General features: G+C 60.8%; 11 protein-coding genes. 7 read left to right on the forward strand and 4 right to left on the reverse strand.

Translation table 11 applies throughout. The features are described 5' to 3' along the window. Positions 1 to 139 precede the first annotated feature (139 nt). Together rlmM and tusA are read left to right on the forward strand one after the other, a co-directional pair. Positions 140 to 1,213: a 23S rRNA (cytidine(2498)-2'-O)-methyltransferase RlmM gene (gene rlmM, locus AWU82_RS13850; RefSeq protein ID WP_064381121.1), complete on the forward strand. Its 1,074-nt coding sequence runs from the start codon at positions 140 to 142 to the stop codon at positions 1,211 to 1,213. A 65-nt stretch (positions 1,214 to 1,278) separates the two neighbouring features. After that, the gene (gene tusA, locus AWU82_RS13855) at positions 1,279 to 1,530 is read left to right on the forward strand and encodes a sulfurtransferase TusA (RefSeq protein ID WP_007953079.1); all 252 of its coding nucleotides are present in this window, start codon (positions 1,279 to 1,281) and stop codon (positions 1,528 to 1,530) included. 50 nt (positions 1,531 to 1,580) lie between these two features. Here tusA and AWU82_RS13860 read toward each other — a convergent pair whose 3' ends face one another. After that, the gene (locus AWU82_RS13860; protein ID WP_041475594.1) at positions 1,581 to 2,990 is read right to left on the reverse strand and encodes an MATE family efflux transporter; all 1,410 of its coding nucleotides are present in this window, start codon (positions 2,988 to 2,990) and stop codon (positions 1,581 to 1,583) included. A 179-nt stretch (positions 2,991 to 3,169) separates the two neighbouring features. On the opposite strand from AWU82_RS13860, the gene pdxB reads away from it, so the two are divergent. After that, positions 3,170 to 4,312: a 4-phosphoerythronate dehydrogenase PdxB gene (gene pdxB / locus AWU82_RS13865; RefSeq protein ID WP_064381119.1), complete on the forward strand. Its 1,143-nt coding sequence runs from the start codon at positions 3,170 to 3,172 to the stop codon at positions 4,310 to 4,312. Positions 4,313 to 4,369: 57 nt separating this feature from the next. On the opposite strand, the gene AWU82_RS13870 is transcribed toward pdxB, so the two are convergent. After that, positions 4,370 to 4,549: a PA1571 family protein gene (locus AWU82_RS13870; protein ID WP_039772803.1), complete on the reverse strand. Its 180-nt coding sequence runs from the start codon at positions 4,547 to 4,549 to the stop codon at positions 4,370 to 4,372. 259 nt (positions 4,550 to 4,808) lie between these two features. Between AWU82_RS13870 and AWU82_RS13875 the strand changes: the two genes are divergently transcribed. Continuing rightward, positions 4,809 to 6,602: an ABC transporter transmembrane domain-containing protein gene (locus AWU82_RS13875; protein WP_190241583.1), complete on the forward strand. Its 1,794-nt coding sequence runs from the start codon at positions 4,809 to 4,811 to the stop codon at positions 6,600 to 6,602. A 93-nt stretch (positions 6,603 to 6,695) separates the two neighbouring features. On the opposite strand, the gene AWU82_RS13880 is transcribed toward AWU82_RS13875, so the two are convergent. Beyond that, positions 6,696 to 8,624, reverse strand: a complete 1,929-nt coding sequence (locus tag AWU82_RS13880) for a transglycosylase SLT domain-containing protein (RefSeq protein ID WP_064381117.1) — start codon at positions 8,622 to 8,624, stop codon at positions 6,696 to 6,698. A gap of 215 nt (positions 8,625 to 8,839) precedes the next feature. Between AWU82_RS13880 and AWU82_RS13885 the strand changes: the two genes are divergently transcribed. Continuing rightward, positions 8,840 to 10,762 (forward strand): ATP-binding cassette domain-containing protein, encoded by a 1,923-nt coding sequence (locus AWU82_RS13885; protein WP_064381114.1) that lies wholly within the window; start codon positions 8,840 to 8,842, stop codon positions 10,760 to 10,762. 76 nt (positions 10,763 to 10,838) lie between these two features. On the opposite strand, the gene AWU82_RS13890 is transcribed toward AWU82_RS13885, so the two are convergent. Beyond that, complete coding sequence (locus AWU82_RS13890) at positions 10,839 to 11,276, reverse strand: universal stress protein (protein ID WP_064381112.1); 438 nt, start codon at positions 11,274 to 11,276, stop codon at positions 10,839 to 10,841. A 103-nt stretch (positions 11,277 to 11,379) separates the two neighbouring features. Between AWU82_RS13890 and AWU82_RS13895 the strand changes: the two genes are divergently transcribed. Continuing rightward, on the forward strand, positions 11,380 to 11,817 hold the full coding sequence (locus AWU82_RS13895) for a hypothetical protein (protein WP_064381109.1): 438 nt from the start codon (positions 11,380 to 11,382) through the stop codon (positions 11,815 to 11,817). A gap of 540 nt (positions 11,818 to 12,357) precedes the next feature. Beyond that, positions 12,358 to 14,505: a fatty acid oxidation complex subunit alpha FadB gene (fadB, locus tag AWU82_RS13900; protein WP_064381107.1), complete on the forward strand. Its 2,148-nt coding sequence runs from the start codon at positions 12,358 to 12,360 to the stop codon at positions 14,503 to 14,505. The last annotated feature ends 24 nt before the right edge of the window (positions 14,506 to 14,529 follow it).

Raw genomic sequence — 14,529 nt, forward strand, 5'->3', positions numbered from 1 at the left:
GCTAATAACTGGACTCTATGGGCAAGTCCAAGGTTCCGACATGGGCTATCATGCGCCGGTTTTCGTGACAGGCTTTGCTTCAACGCAGGTCTGGGCATCGCGCAGGGGATGAATGATCGCCCTCTGCCCAGGAGTAAGAATGAACACCCTATTCATGCATTGCCGGCCAGGCTTCGAAGGCGAAGTCTGCTCGGAGATTTCCGACCTCGCCGCCCGACTGAATGTGGCCGGCTACGCCAAGGCCAAACCGGCCACCGCTTGCGCCGAGTTTGTCTGCACCGAAGAAGACGGCGCCGAACGCCTGATGCGCGGCCAGCGTTTCGCCGAGCTGATTTTTCCGCGCCAGTGGGCGCGCGGGTTTTTCATCGATCTGCCGGAAAACGACCGTATCAGCGTGATCCTCGCGCACATGGCTGAATTCCCGGTCTGTGGCAGCCTGTGGCTGGAAGTCGTCGACACCAACGACGGCAAGGAGCTGTCGAACTTCTGCAAGAAGTTCGAAGGCCCGCTGCGCAAGGCCCTGACCGGCGCCGGCAAACTGGTGGAGGACACCAGCAAGCCGCGTCTGCTGCTGACCTTCAAGAGCGGTCGTGAGGTGTTCCTCGGTCTGGCGGACGCCGGTAACTCGGCGATGTGGCCGATGGGCATTCCGCGCCTGAAGTTCCCACGCGAGGCGCCGAGCCGTTCGACCCTGAAGCTGGAAGAGGCCTGGCACCACTTCATCCCCCGCGATCAGTGGGAAGATCGCCTGCACAGCGACATGACCGGCGTCGACCTCGGCGCGGCGCCGGGCGGTTGGACTTGGCAGCTAGTCAATCGCGGCATGCTGGTGACTGCCATCGACAACGGTCCGATGGCCGAAAGCCTGATGGACACCGGTCTGGTGCAGCACTTGATGGCTGACGGTTTCACTTTCAAACCGAAGCAACCGGTGGATTGGATGGTCTGCGACATCGTCGAGAAACCGGCGCGCAACGCCGCGATGCTCGAAGAGTGGATCGGCGAGGGTCATTGCCGGGAAGCGGTGGTCAACCTGAAGTTGCCGATGAAGCAGCGTTACGCCGAAGTGAAGCGTTTGCTCGAACGCATCGCCGACGGTTTCAAGGCCCGTGGGATCAAGGTCGACATCGGCTGCAAGCAGCTGTACCACGACCGCGAGGAAGTGACCTGCCATTTGCGCCGCCATGACGTGAAGAAAGCCAAAGCCCGCTGAGCGCACGACAGGTGACCGAACACCCGGCATTGGGTGACAATGCCGGCCAGTTTCAGGAGTGAATCATGAGTGAAATGATTGATACGCCGGTCGACGGCACCCTCGACGCCACGGGCCTCAACTGCCCGGAGCCGGTGATGATGCTGCACCAGCACATCCGTGACCTGGTGCCTGGCGGCCTGCTCAAGGTAATCGCCACCGACCCGTCGACCCGCCGCGACATCCCCAAGTTCTGCGTGTTTCTCGACCATGAACTGGTGGGGCAGCACGAAGAGGCCGGAACCTATCTGTACTGGATCCGCAAGAAGTCCGGTTGATCGAAAGGCAAAAAAAGACCTGCAAATGCAGGTCTTTTTTTTATGGCCGGTCAGCCCATCGAGCGACTGATGCGAATGCGTTTGCGTGCGCTGCGCGTCAGGCGGATCGACAGCATCAGCGCCGCACAGCTGAGGCCGACGATCAGGCCTTCCCACAAGCCGCTCGGGCCGCGTGGTTCGCCGAGCCAGTCGGTCAGGCCGAGGGCGTAACCTACCGGCAGGCCGATGCCCCAATAGGCGAACAGGGTCAGGATCATCGTCACGCGAGTATCCTGATATCCGCGCAACGCACCGGCGGCAGTAACCTGAATCGCGTCGGAAAACTGGAACAGCGCCGAGTACACGATCAGCATCGCCGCGATGTGAATCACCATCGGGTCAGAGGTATAGATCGCCGCAATGTGTTCGCGCATCAGCAGCATCATGCTCGCCGACAGGCAGGCGTAAGCCAGCGCGGTGCCCATGCCGACACCCGCGGCGAATCGCGCTTCACGGGGTTCTTCACGGCCCAGGGCCTGACCGACCCGCACGGTCACGGCCATGCCCAGCGAGTACGGAATCATGAACACCAGGGAGCTGACGTTCAGCGCGATCTGGTGCCCGGCCACCACCGTGGCGCCGAGGCTGCCGATCAGCAGCGCGATCACCGCGAAAATGCTCGACTCGGCAAACACTGCAACGCCGATCGGCAGACCGATGGCCAGCAAACGCTTGATCACCGCCCATTGCGGCCAGTCGAAACGGCTGAACAGTTCGCTAGACTTGTAGGCCGGGGCCCAGCGCTCATAACCGGCCAGGCCCAGCGCCATCACCCACATCACGATCGCCGTGGCCCAGCCGCAGCCGACGCCGCCCATGGCCGGCACGCCGAAGTGGCCATAAATGAATACGTAGTTGAGCGGGATGTTCAGCGCCAGGCCGCACAGGCCCAATACCATCGCCGGCCGGGTGCGACCGAGGCCGTCACTGGTGCAGCGCAGCACATGGTAGAAGGCCACAGCCGGCAGACCGCTGGCGATGCCGTGCAGGTACTGCATGCACGGGCCGATCAGTTCCGGATCGACCTTCATCAGGTGCAGGATCGGTTCGGCGCTGAACAGCATGGTGGTAGCCATCAAGCCCACCACCAGTGCCAGCCACAAGGCCTGACGCACGATCGGGCCGATCTCGCTGTGGGTGCCGGCGCCGAAGCGCTGGGCGACTTTAGGCGTGGTCGCCAGCAAAGTGCCGGTCATCAGCAGGAACACCGGCACCCAGATCGAGTTGCCCAGCGCCACAGCCGCCAGATCCTTGGGCCCGACGCGCCCGGCCATTACCGCATCGACGAAGCCCATGGCGGTGGTCGCCAGTTGCGCGATCATGATCGGCAGGGCCAGGCCGAGCAGATTCTTCAGCTCCAGGCGAACCCGGGCAGGGCGGTTGAGGGAAACGGCAGCAGGGCGGTCAGTCACGGAATTCACAGGCAAAGCGTCCACAGGGGTTGATGCGCAAGGCCGGGCATTCTACGCCGCTGACGTAACGGTCAGGAAAAATCCTCTGTTGCGGATTTGTAATCGCCGCGCCTCATCAAGAAATCACAGCCTGCTGGCTCATCGCAGCCCCAGCGCCTACACTGCCGATCCGCCCAAGGAGCCTCGCCATGCTGATTGTTGCCGACGAAAATATCCCGCTGCTCGATGCCTTTTTTGCCGGTTTCGGCGAGATCCGCCGGGTGCCTGGCCGCTCCATCGACCGAGCCACGGTCGAACAGGCCGATGTATTGCTGGTGCGCTCGGTGACCAACGTCAATCGCGCATTGCTCGAAGGCAGCAAGGTGCGTTTCGTCGGCACCTGCACCATCGGCACCGATCATCTGGATCTCGATTACTTCAGCGAGGCCGGCATCACCTGGTCCAGCGCGCCCGGCTGCAATGCCCGGGGCGTGGTCGATTATGTGCTTGGCAGTCTGATGACCCTGGCCGAAATCGAAGGCGTCGATTTGCGTGAACGTACTTACGGTGTGATCGGCGCCGGTGAAGTCGGCGGTCGCCTGATCAAGGTGCTCAAAGGCCTGGGCTGGAACGTGAAAGTCTGTGACCCGCCGCGTCAGGCGGCCGAGGGCGGCGACTATGTCAGCCTGGAGCAGATCATCGCGCAGTGCGACGTGATCAGTCTGCATACCCCGTTGACCCGCCACGGCGATGACGCGACCTGGCATTTGTTCGACGAGCAGCGTTTGCAGCAGCTCAAGCCCGGCGCCTGGTTGATCAACGCGGCTCGCGGTCCGGTGGTGGATAACGCCGCGTTGCGCGAAGTGCTGCTGGAGCGTGAAGACCTGCAAGCAGTGCTCGATGTCTGGGAGGCCGAGCCGCAAGTCGATGTTTCTCTGGCCGAGCTCTGCGTGTTGGCTACGCCGCACATCGCCGGTTACAGCCTCGACGGCAAGCAGCGCGGCACGGCGCAGATCTATCAGGCTTACTGCGACTTTATCGGTGAGCCCGCCAGCATTCAGCTCGGTGATCTGCTGCCGGCACCATGGTTGTCGGAAGTTTCCCTGCATGCCGACAGCGATCCGGCCTGGGCGCTGGCGATGTTGTGCCGTGGCGTGTACGACCCGCGCCGGGATGACGCGGATTTCCGTCGCACGCTGCTGGGCAGCGTCGGTGAGCAACGTGCCGCGTTTGATCTACTGCGTAAACAGTATCCGTCGCGACGCGAGATCGAAGGTTTGAAGGTGCGGATCGACGGTGATTCGCCGGCCCTGCGCCAGATCGTGACCGCGCTGGGGGCTGTGGCTGTATAAACAGCGGGCAGAAAAAACCCGGCCTGCAGGGGCCGGGTCAGGAAGACGGTGGCGATATCACTTTTGTTCGGCAGGCTTGACCAATCGCTGTTCCAGTTCGCGGCAAGCGTCCTGGATCATGTCTTCAGTGATCTCAATTTCACGCCCGTTTTCGTCGATGATCGAGCAACCCAGAGGTTGGCCGGGCTTGGTGCGGATCACTTCAATCTTGTCATCGCTGCTGTGTTGCAAGGACATGGCCTGTCTCCTCATCAGGTTGTGTACCTAGATTAAAACCGTCAGGTGACCAGGCTGTGACAACTCCCTGCGGTCGATCCGGAACGGCATCTCCACTCAAACAGAAATGACCGTCTGTCTCAACCCGGACCTTAGACCAATAGCATCTAGAGGGTAGTCGAGCCGGTCATATTTAACCTGACTCATTGTGATTTACAGAGTTCCACCCCATTTGAGTCTGTAGGCTGGCCCTATCCACCCGCACACGACGTGAATCTGAATGATCCCGATGCTTTCCTCGCGCCACCGCCGGGCCTTGCGCCTGACCAGTCATTTCCTTGCTCCCTATCGCTGGCCGGCCTTCGGCGCACTGCTGGCGCTGATCGTCACGGCGGGCATCACCCTGTCGATGGGGCAGGGCATCAAGCTGCTGGTCGACCAAGGCTTCATGACTCAATCGCCGCACTTGCTCAATCAATCCATCGGCCTGTTCATGTTGTTGGTGTTCGGTCTGGCGGTCGGCACCTTTGCGCGGTTTTATCTAGTGTCCTGGATCGGTGAGCGCGTGGTGGCGGATATCCGCCGGCAGGTGTTCAACCATCTGGTGTACCTGCATCCCGGGTTTTACGAGGACAACCGCAGCTCGGAAATCCAGTCGAGGCTGACGGCTGATACCACGCTGCTGCAATCGGTGATCGGCTCGTCGCTGTCGCTGTTCCTGCGTAATCTGCTGATGGTCATTGGCGGTGTGGTGCTGCTGTTCATCACCAACCCAAAGCTCACCAGCATCGTGGTGATCGCACTGCCGCTGGTGATTGCGCCGATCCTGATTTTCGGCCGCCGCGTGCGTAACCTCTCCCGGCTGAGTCAGGACCGGATCGCCGACATCGGCAGCTACGTCTCGGAAACCCTCGGCCAGATCAAGACCGTACAGGCCTACAACCATCAGGTGCAGGACGAACAGCGTTTCGCCAGTACCGTCGAGCAGGCGTTCGAGACTGCGCGCAAACGGATTTTCCAGCGGGCCTGGCTGATCACGCTGGTGATCGTGCTGGTGCTCGGCGCCGTCGCGGTGATGTTGTGGGTCGGCGGAATGGACGTGATCGCGGGGCGGATTTCTGCCGGTGAACTGGCGGCGTTCGTGTTCTACAGCCTGATCGTCGGCAGTGCGTTTGGCACGTTGAGCGAAGTGATTGGCGAGTTGCAGCGAGCGGCCGGCGCCGCCGAGCGCATTGCCGAATTGCTGCGGTCGGAGAACATCATTCAGCCACCGACCACGGGATTGGTGACGCTGCCGGAACGAGTCAAAGGCGAGCTGGAATTGCAGGATGTGCGTTTTTCCTACCCTTCGCGTCCCGAAAGCCTCGCCGTCGATGGCTTGAGTCTGACGATCAACGCCGGCGAAACCCTCGCGCTCGTCGGACCGTCCGGCGCGGGCAAGTCCACGGTGTATGACTTGCTGCTGCGTTTCTACGATCCCCGGGATGGGCGGATTCTGATCGATGGCGTACCGCTGACGAGCCTCGATCCGCTGGACCTGCGTCGCTGCTTCGCGCTGGTCTCGCAAACCCCGGCACTGTTCTTCGGCAGTGTCGAAGAGAACATCCGTTATGGCTGCCCGTCGGCGACCCTTGAGCAAGTCCGTGAGGCCGCCAGAATCGCCCACGCCCACGACTTCATCGAACAGATGCCCGACGGTTACCAGACCCACCTGGGCGATGGCGGCCTCGGCCTGTCAGGCGGACAGCGCCAGCGCCTGGCCATTGCCCGGGCGCTGCTGGTCGACGCGCCGATCCTGCTGCTCGACGAAGCCACCAGCGCCCTCGATGCCCAAAGCGAACACCTGATCCAGCAAGCGTTGCCGAGCCTGATGCAAAACCGCACCACGCTGGTCATCGCCCACCGTTTGGCCACGGTGAAAAACGCCGACCGGATCGCGGTGATGGATCAGGGCAAACTGGTGGCGATCGGCACGCATCAGGAGTTGATCGCCAGCAATCCGCTGTATGCGCGGTTGGCGGCGTTGCAGTTCAGTGATGGTCATCAGGTTTCAACCGACCAAGTAACCGACTAAGTAACCGACCCTGTAGAACGCCATAAAAAATGCCCGCATCTCTCGATGCGGGCATTTTTGTTTACGTCGATCTATCGGCGATACGCGCCCCGATCACTGATCGTCGAAATACCGCTCATGCCAATCCACCAGCGGCTGTGGCGAGTTGAGTTTCTGGCCGTAGATCACCGAGTAGGACAGCACGTTCTGTACGTACTGGCGGGTTTCGTCGAACGGGATGCTTTCCACCCACACGTCGAAGCTCAGATGGTCGGCGCCACGCAGCCACTGGCGCACGCGGCCGGGGCCGGCGTTGTAGGCGGCGGAGGCGAGCACGCGGTTGCCGTTGAACTGGCTGTGCACCTGGCTGAGATAAGCGGCGCCGAGCTGGATGTTTTTGTCCGGATCCAGCACCTGCTGTGGCGAGGCCAGTGGAATGCTGAACTTGCGTGCGGTTTCCTTGGCGGTGCCCGGCATCAGTTGCATCAGGCCGCTGGCGCCGACACCGGAGCGGGCGTCGTCCATGAATGCACTTTCCTGGCGGGTAATGGCGAATACCCAGCTCGAATGCAGGCCGCGGACCTTGGCTTCGCGCACCAGAGTGTCGCGATGGGCCATCGGGAACCGAATGTCCAGATCGTCCCAGTACTGCGCCTGACTGATGGTGCGGATGGCCGGGAAATACCATTTCAGGTCGTAGGCCAGTTTTGCCTGGGCGACCATTTCATCGCGGCTGAAGTGTCGGCTGACGTGATACCACTCGCGGCGGCCGTCGACGATCTGCCCACGGGCGTGGAACTCCAGTGCGCGACGCACACCAGGCGTGTTGCGCACCTTGTTGATCAGCGCCTGACTGAGCACCAGCGGCTTGTTGTTCAGCGAGTACGGCGATTGCGAGCGGTCGGCGGCGAGGAAACCGTAGAAATCCCGTTCCCGCGACAGGTTCTTGTACAGCGTCTGCGCTTCCGGGTTTTGCGGTTGTGCCAGTTCCAGGCTGCGGGCCTGCCAGTAGCGCCAGCGGTTGGTGGTGGCCAGGTCCTGTGGCAAACGACGGGTCAATTGGTAGGCGTCATCCCAGCGCGCCAGACGCAACAACAGACGCAGGCGCCATTCGGACACGGTGTTGTCGCGCAGTTCCGGATCGTACTTGGTCATCACATCCAGCGCGCGGCTGTCGAAGCGGCGGGCGAGGGTCAGGCCGATTTCCCGGGCGATCGCGACTTTTTCATCCCGGGAGAAATGCATGCTGTTGGCATAACCGTCGAGTAGGGCCATGGCCTTGTCCGGGTCCTGACGCGCGAGGCGGCGCAGGCCGAGGCTGACCACATCGGACATCGGCTCATCGGCCGGCGTGAAACGCGAGGGTTGGTTGAGCAGTTCCGGCTTTTGCGCCACATCCACCAACAGTCGACCGCGTGGGGCGAGGGTGGTCAGGCCGTTGACGAGGCTGTTGGCCAGCGGATAGTTACGGTGCTGGGCGGCGAGTTTGGCGCGTTCCCAGCGTTTCTGTTCGGTCAACTGACCTTCGGCGGCCCACATGCCGAACAGCGCATCACAGGCGGCAGGCTGGGATTTGCCGGTCAGCCAGAGCTTATCGGCATTGGCGAAACCCTCGGCCTTCTTGTTGTGGCTGATCTGGTACTGCGCGTTGAGGCAGTCAAGTTCAGTGAAATTCAGTTTCGGGTCGTAATACTTGACGAACGTCGCCCAATCGCCGCGATCGGCCAGCCAGCGCAGCCAGCGCAATTTCATCCAGTTGGCCTGCGGCAGGTCACCGTGCTCGGCGAGGAATTTCTCGATCTCCGCGTTGCTGGCGGTTTTCAGCCGCGCAGTCAGCTCGTCGTAAGCCAGGTACGGCTCCAGTGGATAGTCGGCGAGGGCCTGGCTGTAACGGAAATAGGGACCGCTATCGCCCTTGGCCAGGGCGCGCTTGGCTTCATCGTAATACTGGCGTTGGGTGGACAGGTCCACCGCCTGGGCGGATTGAACGGCAGCGGCGGAAAGCAGCAAACATGACAAAACACTGAAGAGGCGACTGCGCATGAGACATCCGGGCAGAGAAATCATGACAAGTGCCGGCCCAAAACCCGCACTGAATTGCCTGTAGCTTAGCCTTTTGCCAGCAAGGGGCGAAAGCTTTGCCGGCCTCGCAGCACAAGTTCGCAACAAATGTTGTGCAGAGTGCGTCAGCGACGAAATTGCCGGCCTGCTCGGGCCCCGATTCAGGTAGAATGCGCGCCCGGTTTTTGGAGAAGCTCATGACCCTGCTCAAATTCAGCGATGTGTCCCTTGCATTCGGCGCGATGCCGTTGTTGGACAAGGTGTCCTGGCAGATCGCCCGTGGTGAGCGGGTGTGCATCATCGGCCGCAACGGCACTGGCAAGTCCAGCATGATGAAACTGGTCAAGGGCGACCAGAAGCCTGATGACGGCTCGGTGTGGCGTGCCCCCGGTCTGAAAATCGGTGAATTGCCGCAGGAATTGCCGGTGGCCGACGAGCGGACAGTGTTCGATGTGGTCGCCGAAGGCCTCGACGGCGTGGGGGCGTTGCTCGCCGAATACCATCACCTGAGCCAGAACATCGTCACCGACGCCGATCTGGACAAACTGATGCATGTCCAGCACGACCTTGAAGCCCGCGATGGCTGGCGCTTGCAGACCCTGGTCGACAGCACCCTGAGCCGCCTGCAACTGCCGGCCGACAAGACCCTTGCCGAACTGTCCGGCGGCTGGCGTCGTCGCGTGTTGCTGGCGCAGGCGCTGGTGTCCGAGCCGGATCTGCTGCTGCTCGACGAGCCAACCAACCACCTGGACATCGGTGCGATTGCCTGGCTTGAAGAAGCGCTGAAGGATTTCCAGGGCGCCGTGCTGTTCATCACGCACGACCGTTCTTTCCTGCAAAACCTCGCCACCCGCATCCTTGAACTGGATCGCGGCGGCCTGATCGACTGGAACGGCGACTACGCCAGTTTCCTCGTCCATAAAGAAGCCGCACTGGCCGCCGAAGAAACCGCCAACGCGCTGTTCGACAAGCGTCTGGCCCAGGAAGAAGTGTGGATTCGCCAAGGCATCAAGGCCCGTCGCACCCGTAACGAAGGTCGCGTACGTGCGCTGAAAGCATTGCGTGTGGAGCGCAGCGAGCGTCGCGAGCGCACCGGCAAGGCCAACATCCAGCTGGAAACAGCGGAGAAGTCCGGCAAGCAAGTGATGGTGCTGGATAACGTGAGCTTCGCGCATCCGGGCGGTCCGTTCCTGATCCGCGATTTCTCCATGGTGCTGCAACGAGGTGACCGGATCGGCCTGCTCGGCGCCAACGGTACCGGCAAAACCACTTTGCTGAAACTGATGCTCAGCGGTCTGCAACCGACCAGCGGCAAAGTGGAAGAGGGCACCAGGATCGACGTGGCCTACTTCGACCAGTTGCGCCATCAGCTGGATCTGGAGAAGACCGTGATCGACAACGTCGCCGAAGGTCGCGACTTCATCGATATCGACGGCCAGAGTCGCCACGTGTTGAGCTACCTCGGCGACTTCCTGTTCAGCCCGCAGCGTGCCCGCACGCCGGTGAAGGCGTTGTCCGGTGGCGAGCGTGCGCGTCTGCTGCTGGCCAAACTGTTCAGCAAGCCGGCGAACCTGCTGGTACTCGACGAACCGACCAACGACCTCGACGTGGAAACCCTCGAGCTGCTCGAAGAAGTGCTGCTGACCTTCAACGGCACGGTGCTGATGGTCAGCCACGACCGGGCATTCCTCGACAACGTGGTTACCAGCACCCTGGTCTTCGAAGGTGAAGGCAAGGTTCGCGAATACGTCGGCGGCTATCAGGACTGGATCCGTCAGGGCGGCTCGCCGCGTCTGCTGGGCGTGACCGAAAGCAAATCCGGCAAGGCTGACCTGAATTCGGCGGTGGTCACTGCCGAACCGGCTCCGGTTGCCGCGCCGGTTGCTGCGGCCCCGGCTGCGAAAAAGAAGCTGAGCTACAAGCTTCAGCGCGAGCTGGAAGCGCTGCCGGGCGACATCGATGCCAAGGAGCAGCAGATTGCTGCTGTCGAGGCTGAAATGGCCGAGGCCGGCTTCTATCAGCGTCCGCCGGCCGAGACGGCCAAGGTGATTGCTTCTCTGGAGCAGTTGCAGGCTGAGCTGGATGCGCTGGTGGAGCGTTGGGCCGAGCTGGACGCCTGATTGTTTCCAGGCATGAAAAAGCCCGGCGTCCAGTGATGGGCGTCGGGCTTTTTTAGCTTTTCATAAGAGAGTGGAATCAGCGTTTGACCAGGTGCACCGCCAGCACATCGCAAGGTGCGCCGTGCAGCACGTCATTGGCGGTCGAGCCCAGCAACAGCGCCAGACCATGCCGGCCATGGCTGCCGACCACGATCAGGTCGCAGCCCTGTTCCTTGGCGAAATGGTGGATTTCCTGACGTGGCTGGCCGTAGGTCAGGTGGCAGTTGGCGCCTTCGAGTTCGGTGTACTTGTGCTTCAGGCGTTCGAGACGTTCCTTGGCCTGATCGAACTGCTGCTGTTGCAGTTGTGACAGATCCATCGGCACGTCACCGCCAAAGGCCATGGCCATCGGTTCGACGATATGCACCAGTGACAACTTGGCGCCATTGCTCACCGACAGCTCTCGGGCGCGGTGGATCACAGGGTCGCACTCTTCGGTCAGATCTACGGCGACCAGGACATGGTGGTAGGGCATGAGGTGCTCCTCGTGAGGGATCAATATTGGTAAGTATGGCTGGTTTCAAGCGCATTGGTTCCAAAGTGACGCAATGGGCTCATCAAGATTCGGGAGTAGAGATATGACGGTCTGGCTGGTGGTGTCAATCCTGCTGGTGGTGTTGAGCCCACTGGCGTGGTTGCGTCCGTCCCGTGCACAGAGTGGCCGGATAGCCTTGCGCACGGAGGCCCGGCGCATCGGGCTGGCCATGCAACTGGCGCCTCAAGAGTGGCCGCACTGGCTGAGCCAGGAGCCGCCAAACCCGTGCGCGCAATACCATCGGCCACGCCGTGGCAAGCAGCCGGCGTGCTGGGCGTATTGGCAGAAATCGCCGGGGGTTTGGGTGAATCAGTGGCAGGAAGTCTGTGAGGATCCGCTGCTGCTCAATCATTTCGAAAAATTGCCGGGCAACGTTTTCAAGGTCGAGGCGGACAAGCAGATGATCGCGCTCTATTGGGGCGAGAAGGGTGACGCTTCGGTTTTGCTGGAAATTGATGCCACGCTGAAAGCGCTGGCATGACTCACGGACTTTTCGCGCTGCAACGGTGCGAAACGTCCGGCAGACGCGCAATAAAAAGCCCGACATGATTCATCGGGCGGGGTTGGCCAGGCAGGCCGGAAATTCTTCTTGGCGTTGACCCGGAGTGATCCGGTCAGCAAACGTGCACCTGTTTTCCTTCGTAGTCCAGCCAGCGTAGCCTGTTAAACAAGGCTTGCGGTGAATTAGGGCGACTTTTCTAACTATTAATCTTATGAATGCCCTCACATGCAAGCATGTGTGGCCGGGCTGCGTCCTACAGAAATGACCGCAAAGTCGCATTTCAACCCGTATTTAGGGCGATTGACAATTGTCGGAAATTCCGTGAAGGTGGCGTACCCAAATCAAACGGGCGTATGAATTGAGCGTTTGTATTGCAGACTGCTCCTACAGAATCCCGACTATCGCGTTGGCGGGTGTGCCGGGTGGATGGGTGTCAGCATCGACGAAAAAACGTCCTGCCGAGCCATTTGCCTGCGTCCGACGTGTACTGTTCAGCTTCCATATCGTGGAGATCAGTTGATGATTTACGAAGGTAAAGCCATCACGGTTAAAGCTCTTGAAAGTGGCATCGTCGAATTGAAATTCGACCTCAAGGGTGAGTCCGTCAACAAGTTCAACCGTCTTACCCTGAACGAGCTGCGTCAGGCCGTAGACACCATCAAGGCAGATGCTTCGATCAAGGGCGTGATCGTCAGCAGTGGCAAGGACGTGTTCATCGTCGGCGCCGACATCACCGAATTTGTCGACAACTTCAAGCTGCCGGATGCCGAGCTGGTTGCTGGCAATCTCGAAGCCAACAAGATCTTCAGCGATTTCGAAGACCTCAACGTTCCGACCGTCGCCGCGATCAATGGCATTGCTCTGGGTGGCGGTCTGGAAATGTGCCTGGCAGCGGACTACCGCGTCATGTCCACCAAGGCCAAGATCGGTCTGCCGGAAGTCAAGCTGGGCATCTACCCGGGCTTCGGTGGTACCGTGCGTCTGCCGCGTCTGATCGGTGCCGACAACGCCATCGAGTGGATTGCCGCCGGCAAGGAAAACCGTCCTGAAGACGCGCTGAAAGTCGGCGCCGTCGATGCCGTGGTTGCTCCCGAAAAGCTGCAGGATGCCGCCCTTGAGCTGATCAAGCGCGCCGTCTCCGGCGAGTTCGATTACAAGGCCAAGCGTCAGCCTAAGCTGGAAAAGCTCAAGCTGAACGCCATTGAACAAATGATGGCTTTCGAAACCGCCAAAGGTTTCGTGGCTGGCCAGGCCGGTCCGAACTACCCGGCCCCGGTCGAAGCGATCAAGACCATCCAGAAAGCCGCGAACTTCGGTCGCGACAAGGCGCTGGAAGTCGAAGCTGCAGGTTTCGTGAAACTGGCCAAGACCTCTGCCGCGCAGAGCTTGATCGGTCTGTTCCTGAACGATCAGGAACTGAAGAAAAAGGCCAAGGCCTACGACGAAATCGCCAAGGACGTGAAGCAGGCTGCCGTACTGGGCGCCGGCATCATGGGTGGCGGTATCGCCTATCAGTCGGCTTCCAAAGGTACGCCGATCCTGATGAAGGACATCAACGAGCACGGCATCGAGCAAGGTCTGGCGGAAGCCGCCAAGCTGCTGGTCGGTCGCGTTGATAAAGGCCGCATGACTGCCGCGAAGATGGCTGAAGTGCTCAACGGCATTCGTCCTACGCTGTCCTACGGCGATTTCGGTCACGTCGACCTGGTCGTTGAGGCCGTGGTCGAGAACCCGAAGGTCAAACAAGCCGTTCTGGCGGAAGTCGAAGCTCAAGTCAAAGAGGACACCATCCTCGCGTCCAACACTTCGACCATTTCCATCAGCCTGCTGGCCAAGGCCCTCAAGCGTCCGGAAAACTTCGTCGGCATGCACTTCTTCAACCCGGTGCACATGATGCCGCTGGTGGAAGTGATTCGTGGCGAGAAGTCCAGCGAGCTGGCCATCGCCACCACCGTTGCCTACGCCAAGAAAATGGGCAAGAACCCGATCGTCGTCAACGACTGCCCGGGCTTCCTGGTCAACCGCGTCCTGTTCCCGTACTTCGGCGGTTTCGCCAAACTGGTCAGCGCCGGTGTGGACTTCGTCCGTATCGACAAGATCATGGAAAAATTCGGCTGGCCGATGGGCCCGGCATACCTGATGGACGTGGTCGGCATCGACACCGGTCACCACGGTCGTGACGTAATGGCTGAAGGCTTCCCGGACCGCATGAAGGACGACCGTCGTTCGGCCATCGACGTGCTTTACGAAGCCAAACGTCTGGGTCAGAAGAACGGCAAGGGCTTCTACGCCTACGAGGCTGACAAGAAAGGCAAGCAGAAGAAAGTCGCCGACCCGTCGGTACTGGAAGTGCTCAAGCCGATCGTCTACGAGCAGCGCGAAGTCACTGACGAAGACATCATCAACTGGATGATGATCCCGCTGTGCCTGGAAACCGTGCGTTGCCTGGAAGACGGCATCGTCGAAACCGCCGCCGAAGCCGACATGGGTCTGGTCTACGGTATTGGTTTCCCTCCATTCCGTGGCGGTGCGCTGCGCTACATCGATTCGATCGGTGTTGCCGAGTTCGTTGCCCTGGCCGACCAGTACGCTGATTTGGGCGCGCTGTACCACCCGACCGCGAAGCTGCGCGAAATGGCCAAGAACGGCCAGAGCTTCTTCGGTTAAGCGCCCCCAACTAGAGTGAGAGTG

Source organism: Pseudomonas glycinae (assembly GCF_001594225.2).
In the GTDB taxonomy this organism is placed as follows: Bacteria; Pseudomonadota; Gammaproteobacteria; order Pseudomonadales; family Pseudomonadaceae; genus Aquipseudomonas; species Aquipseudomonas glycinae.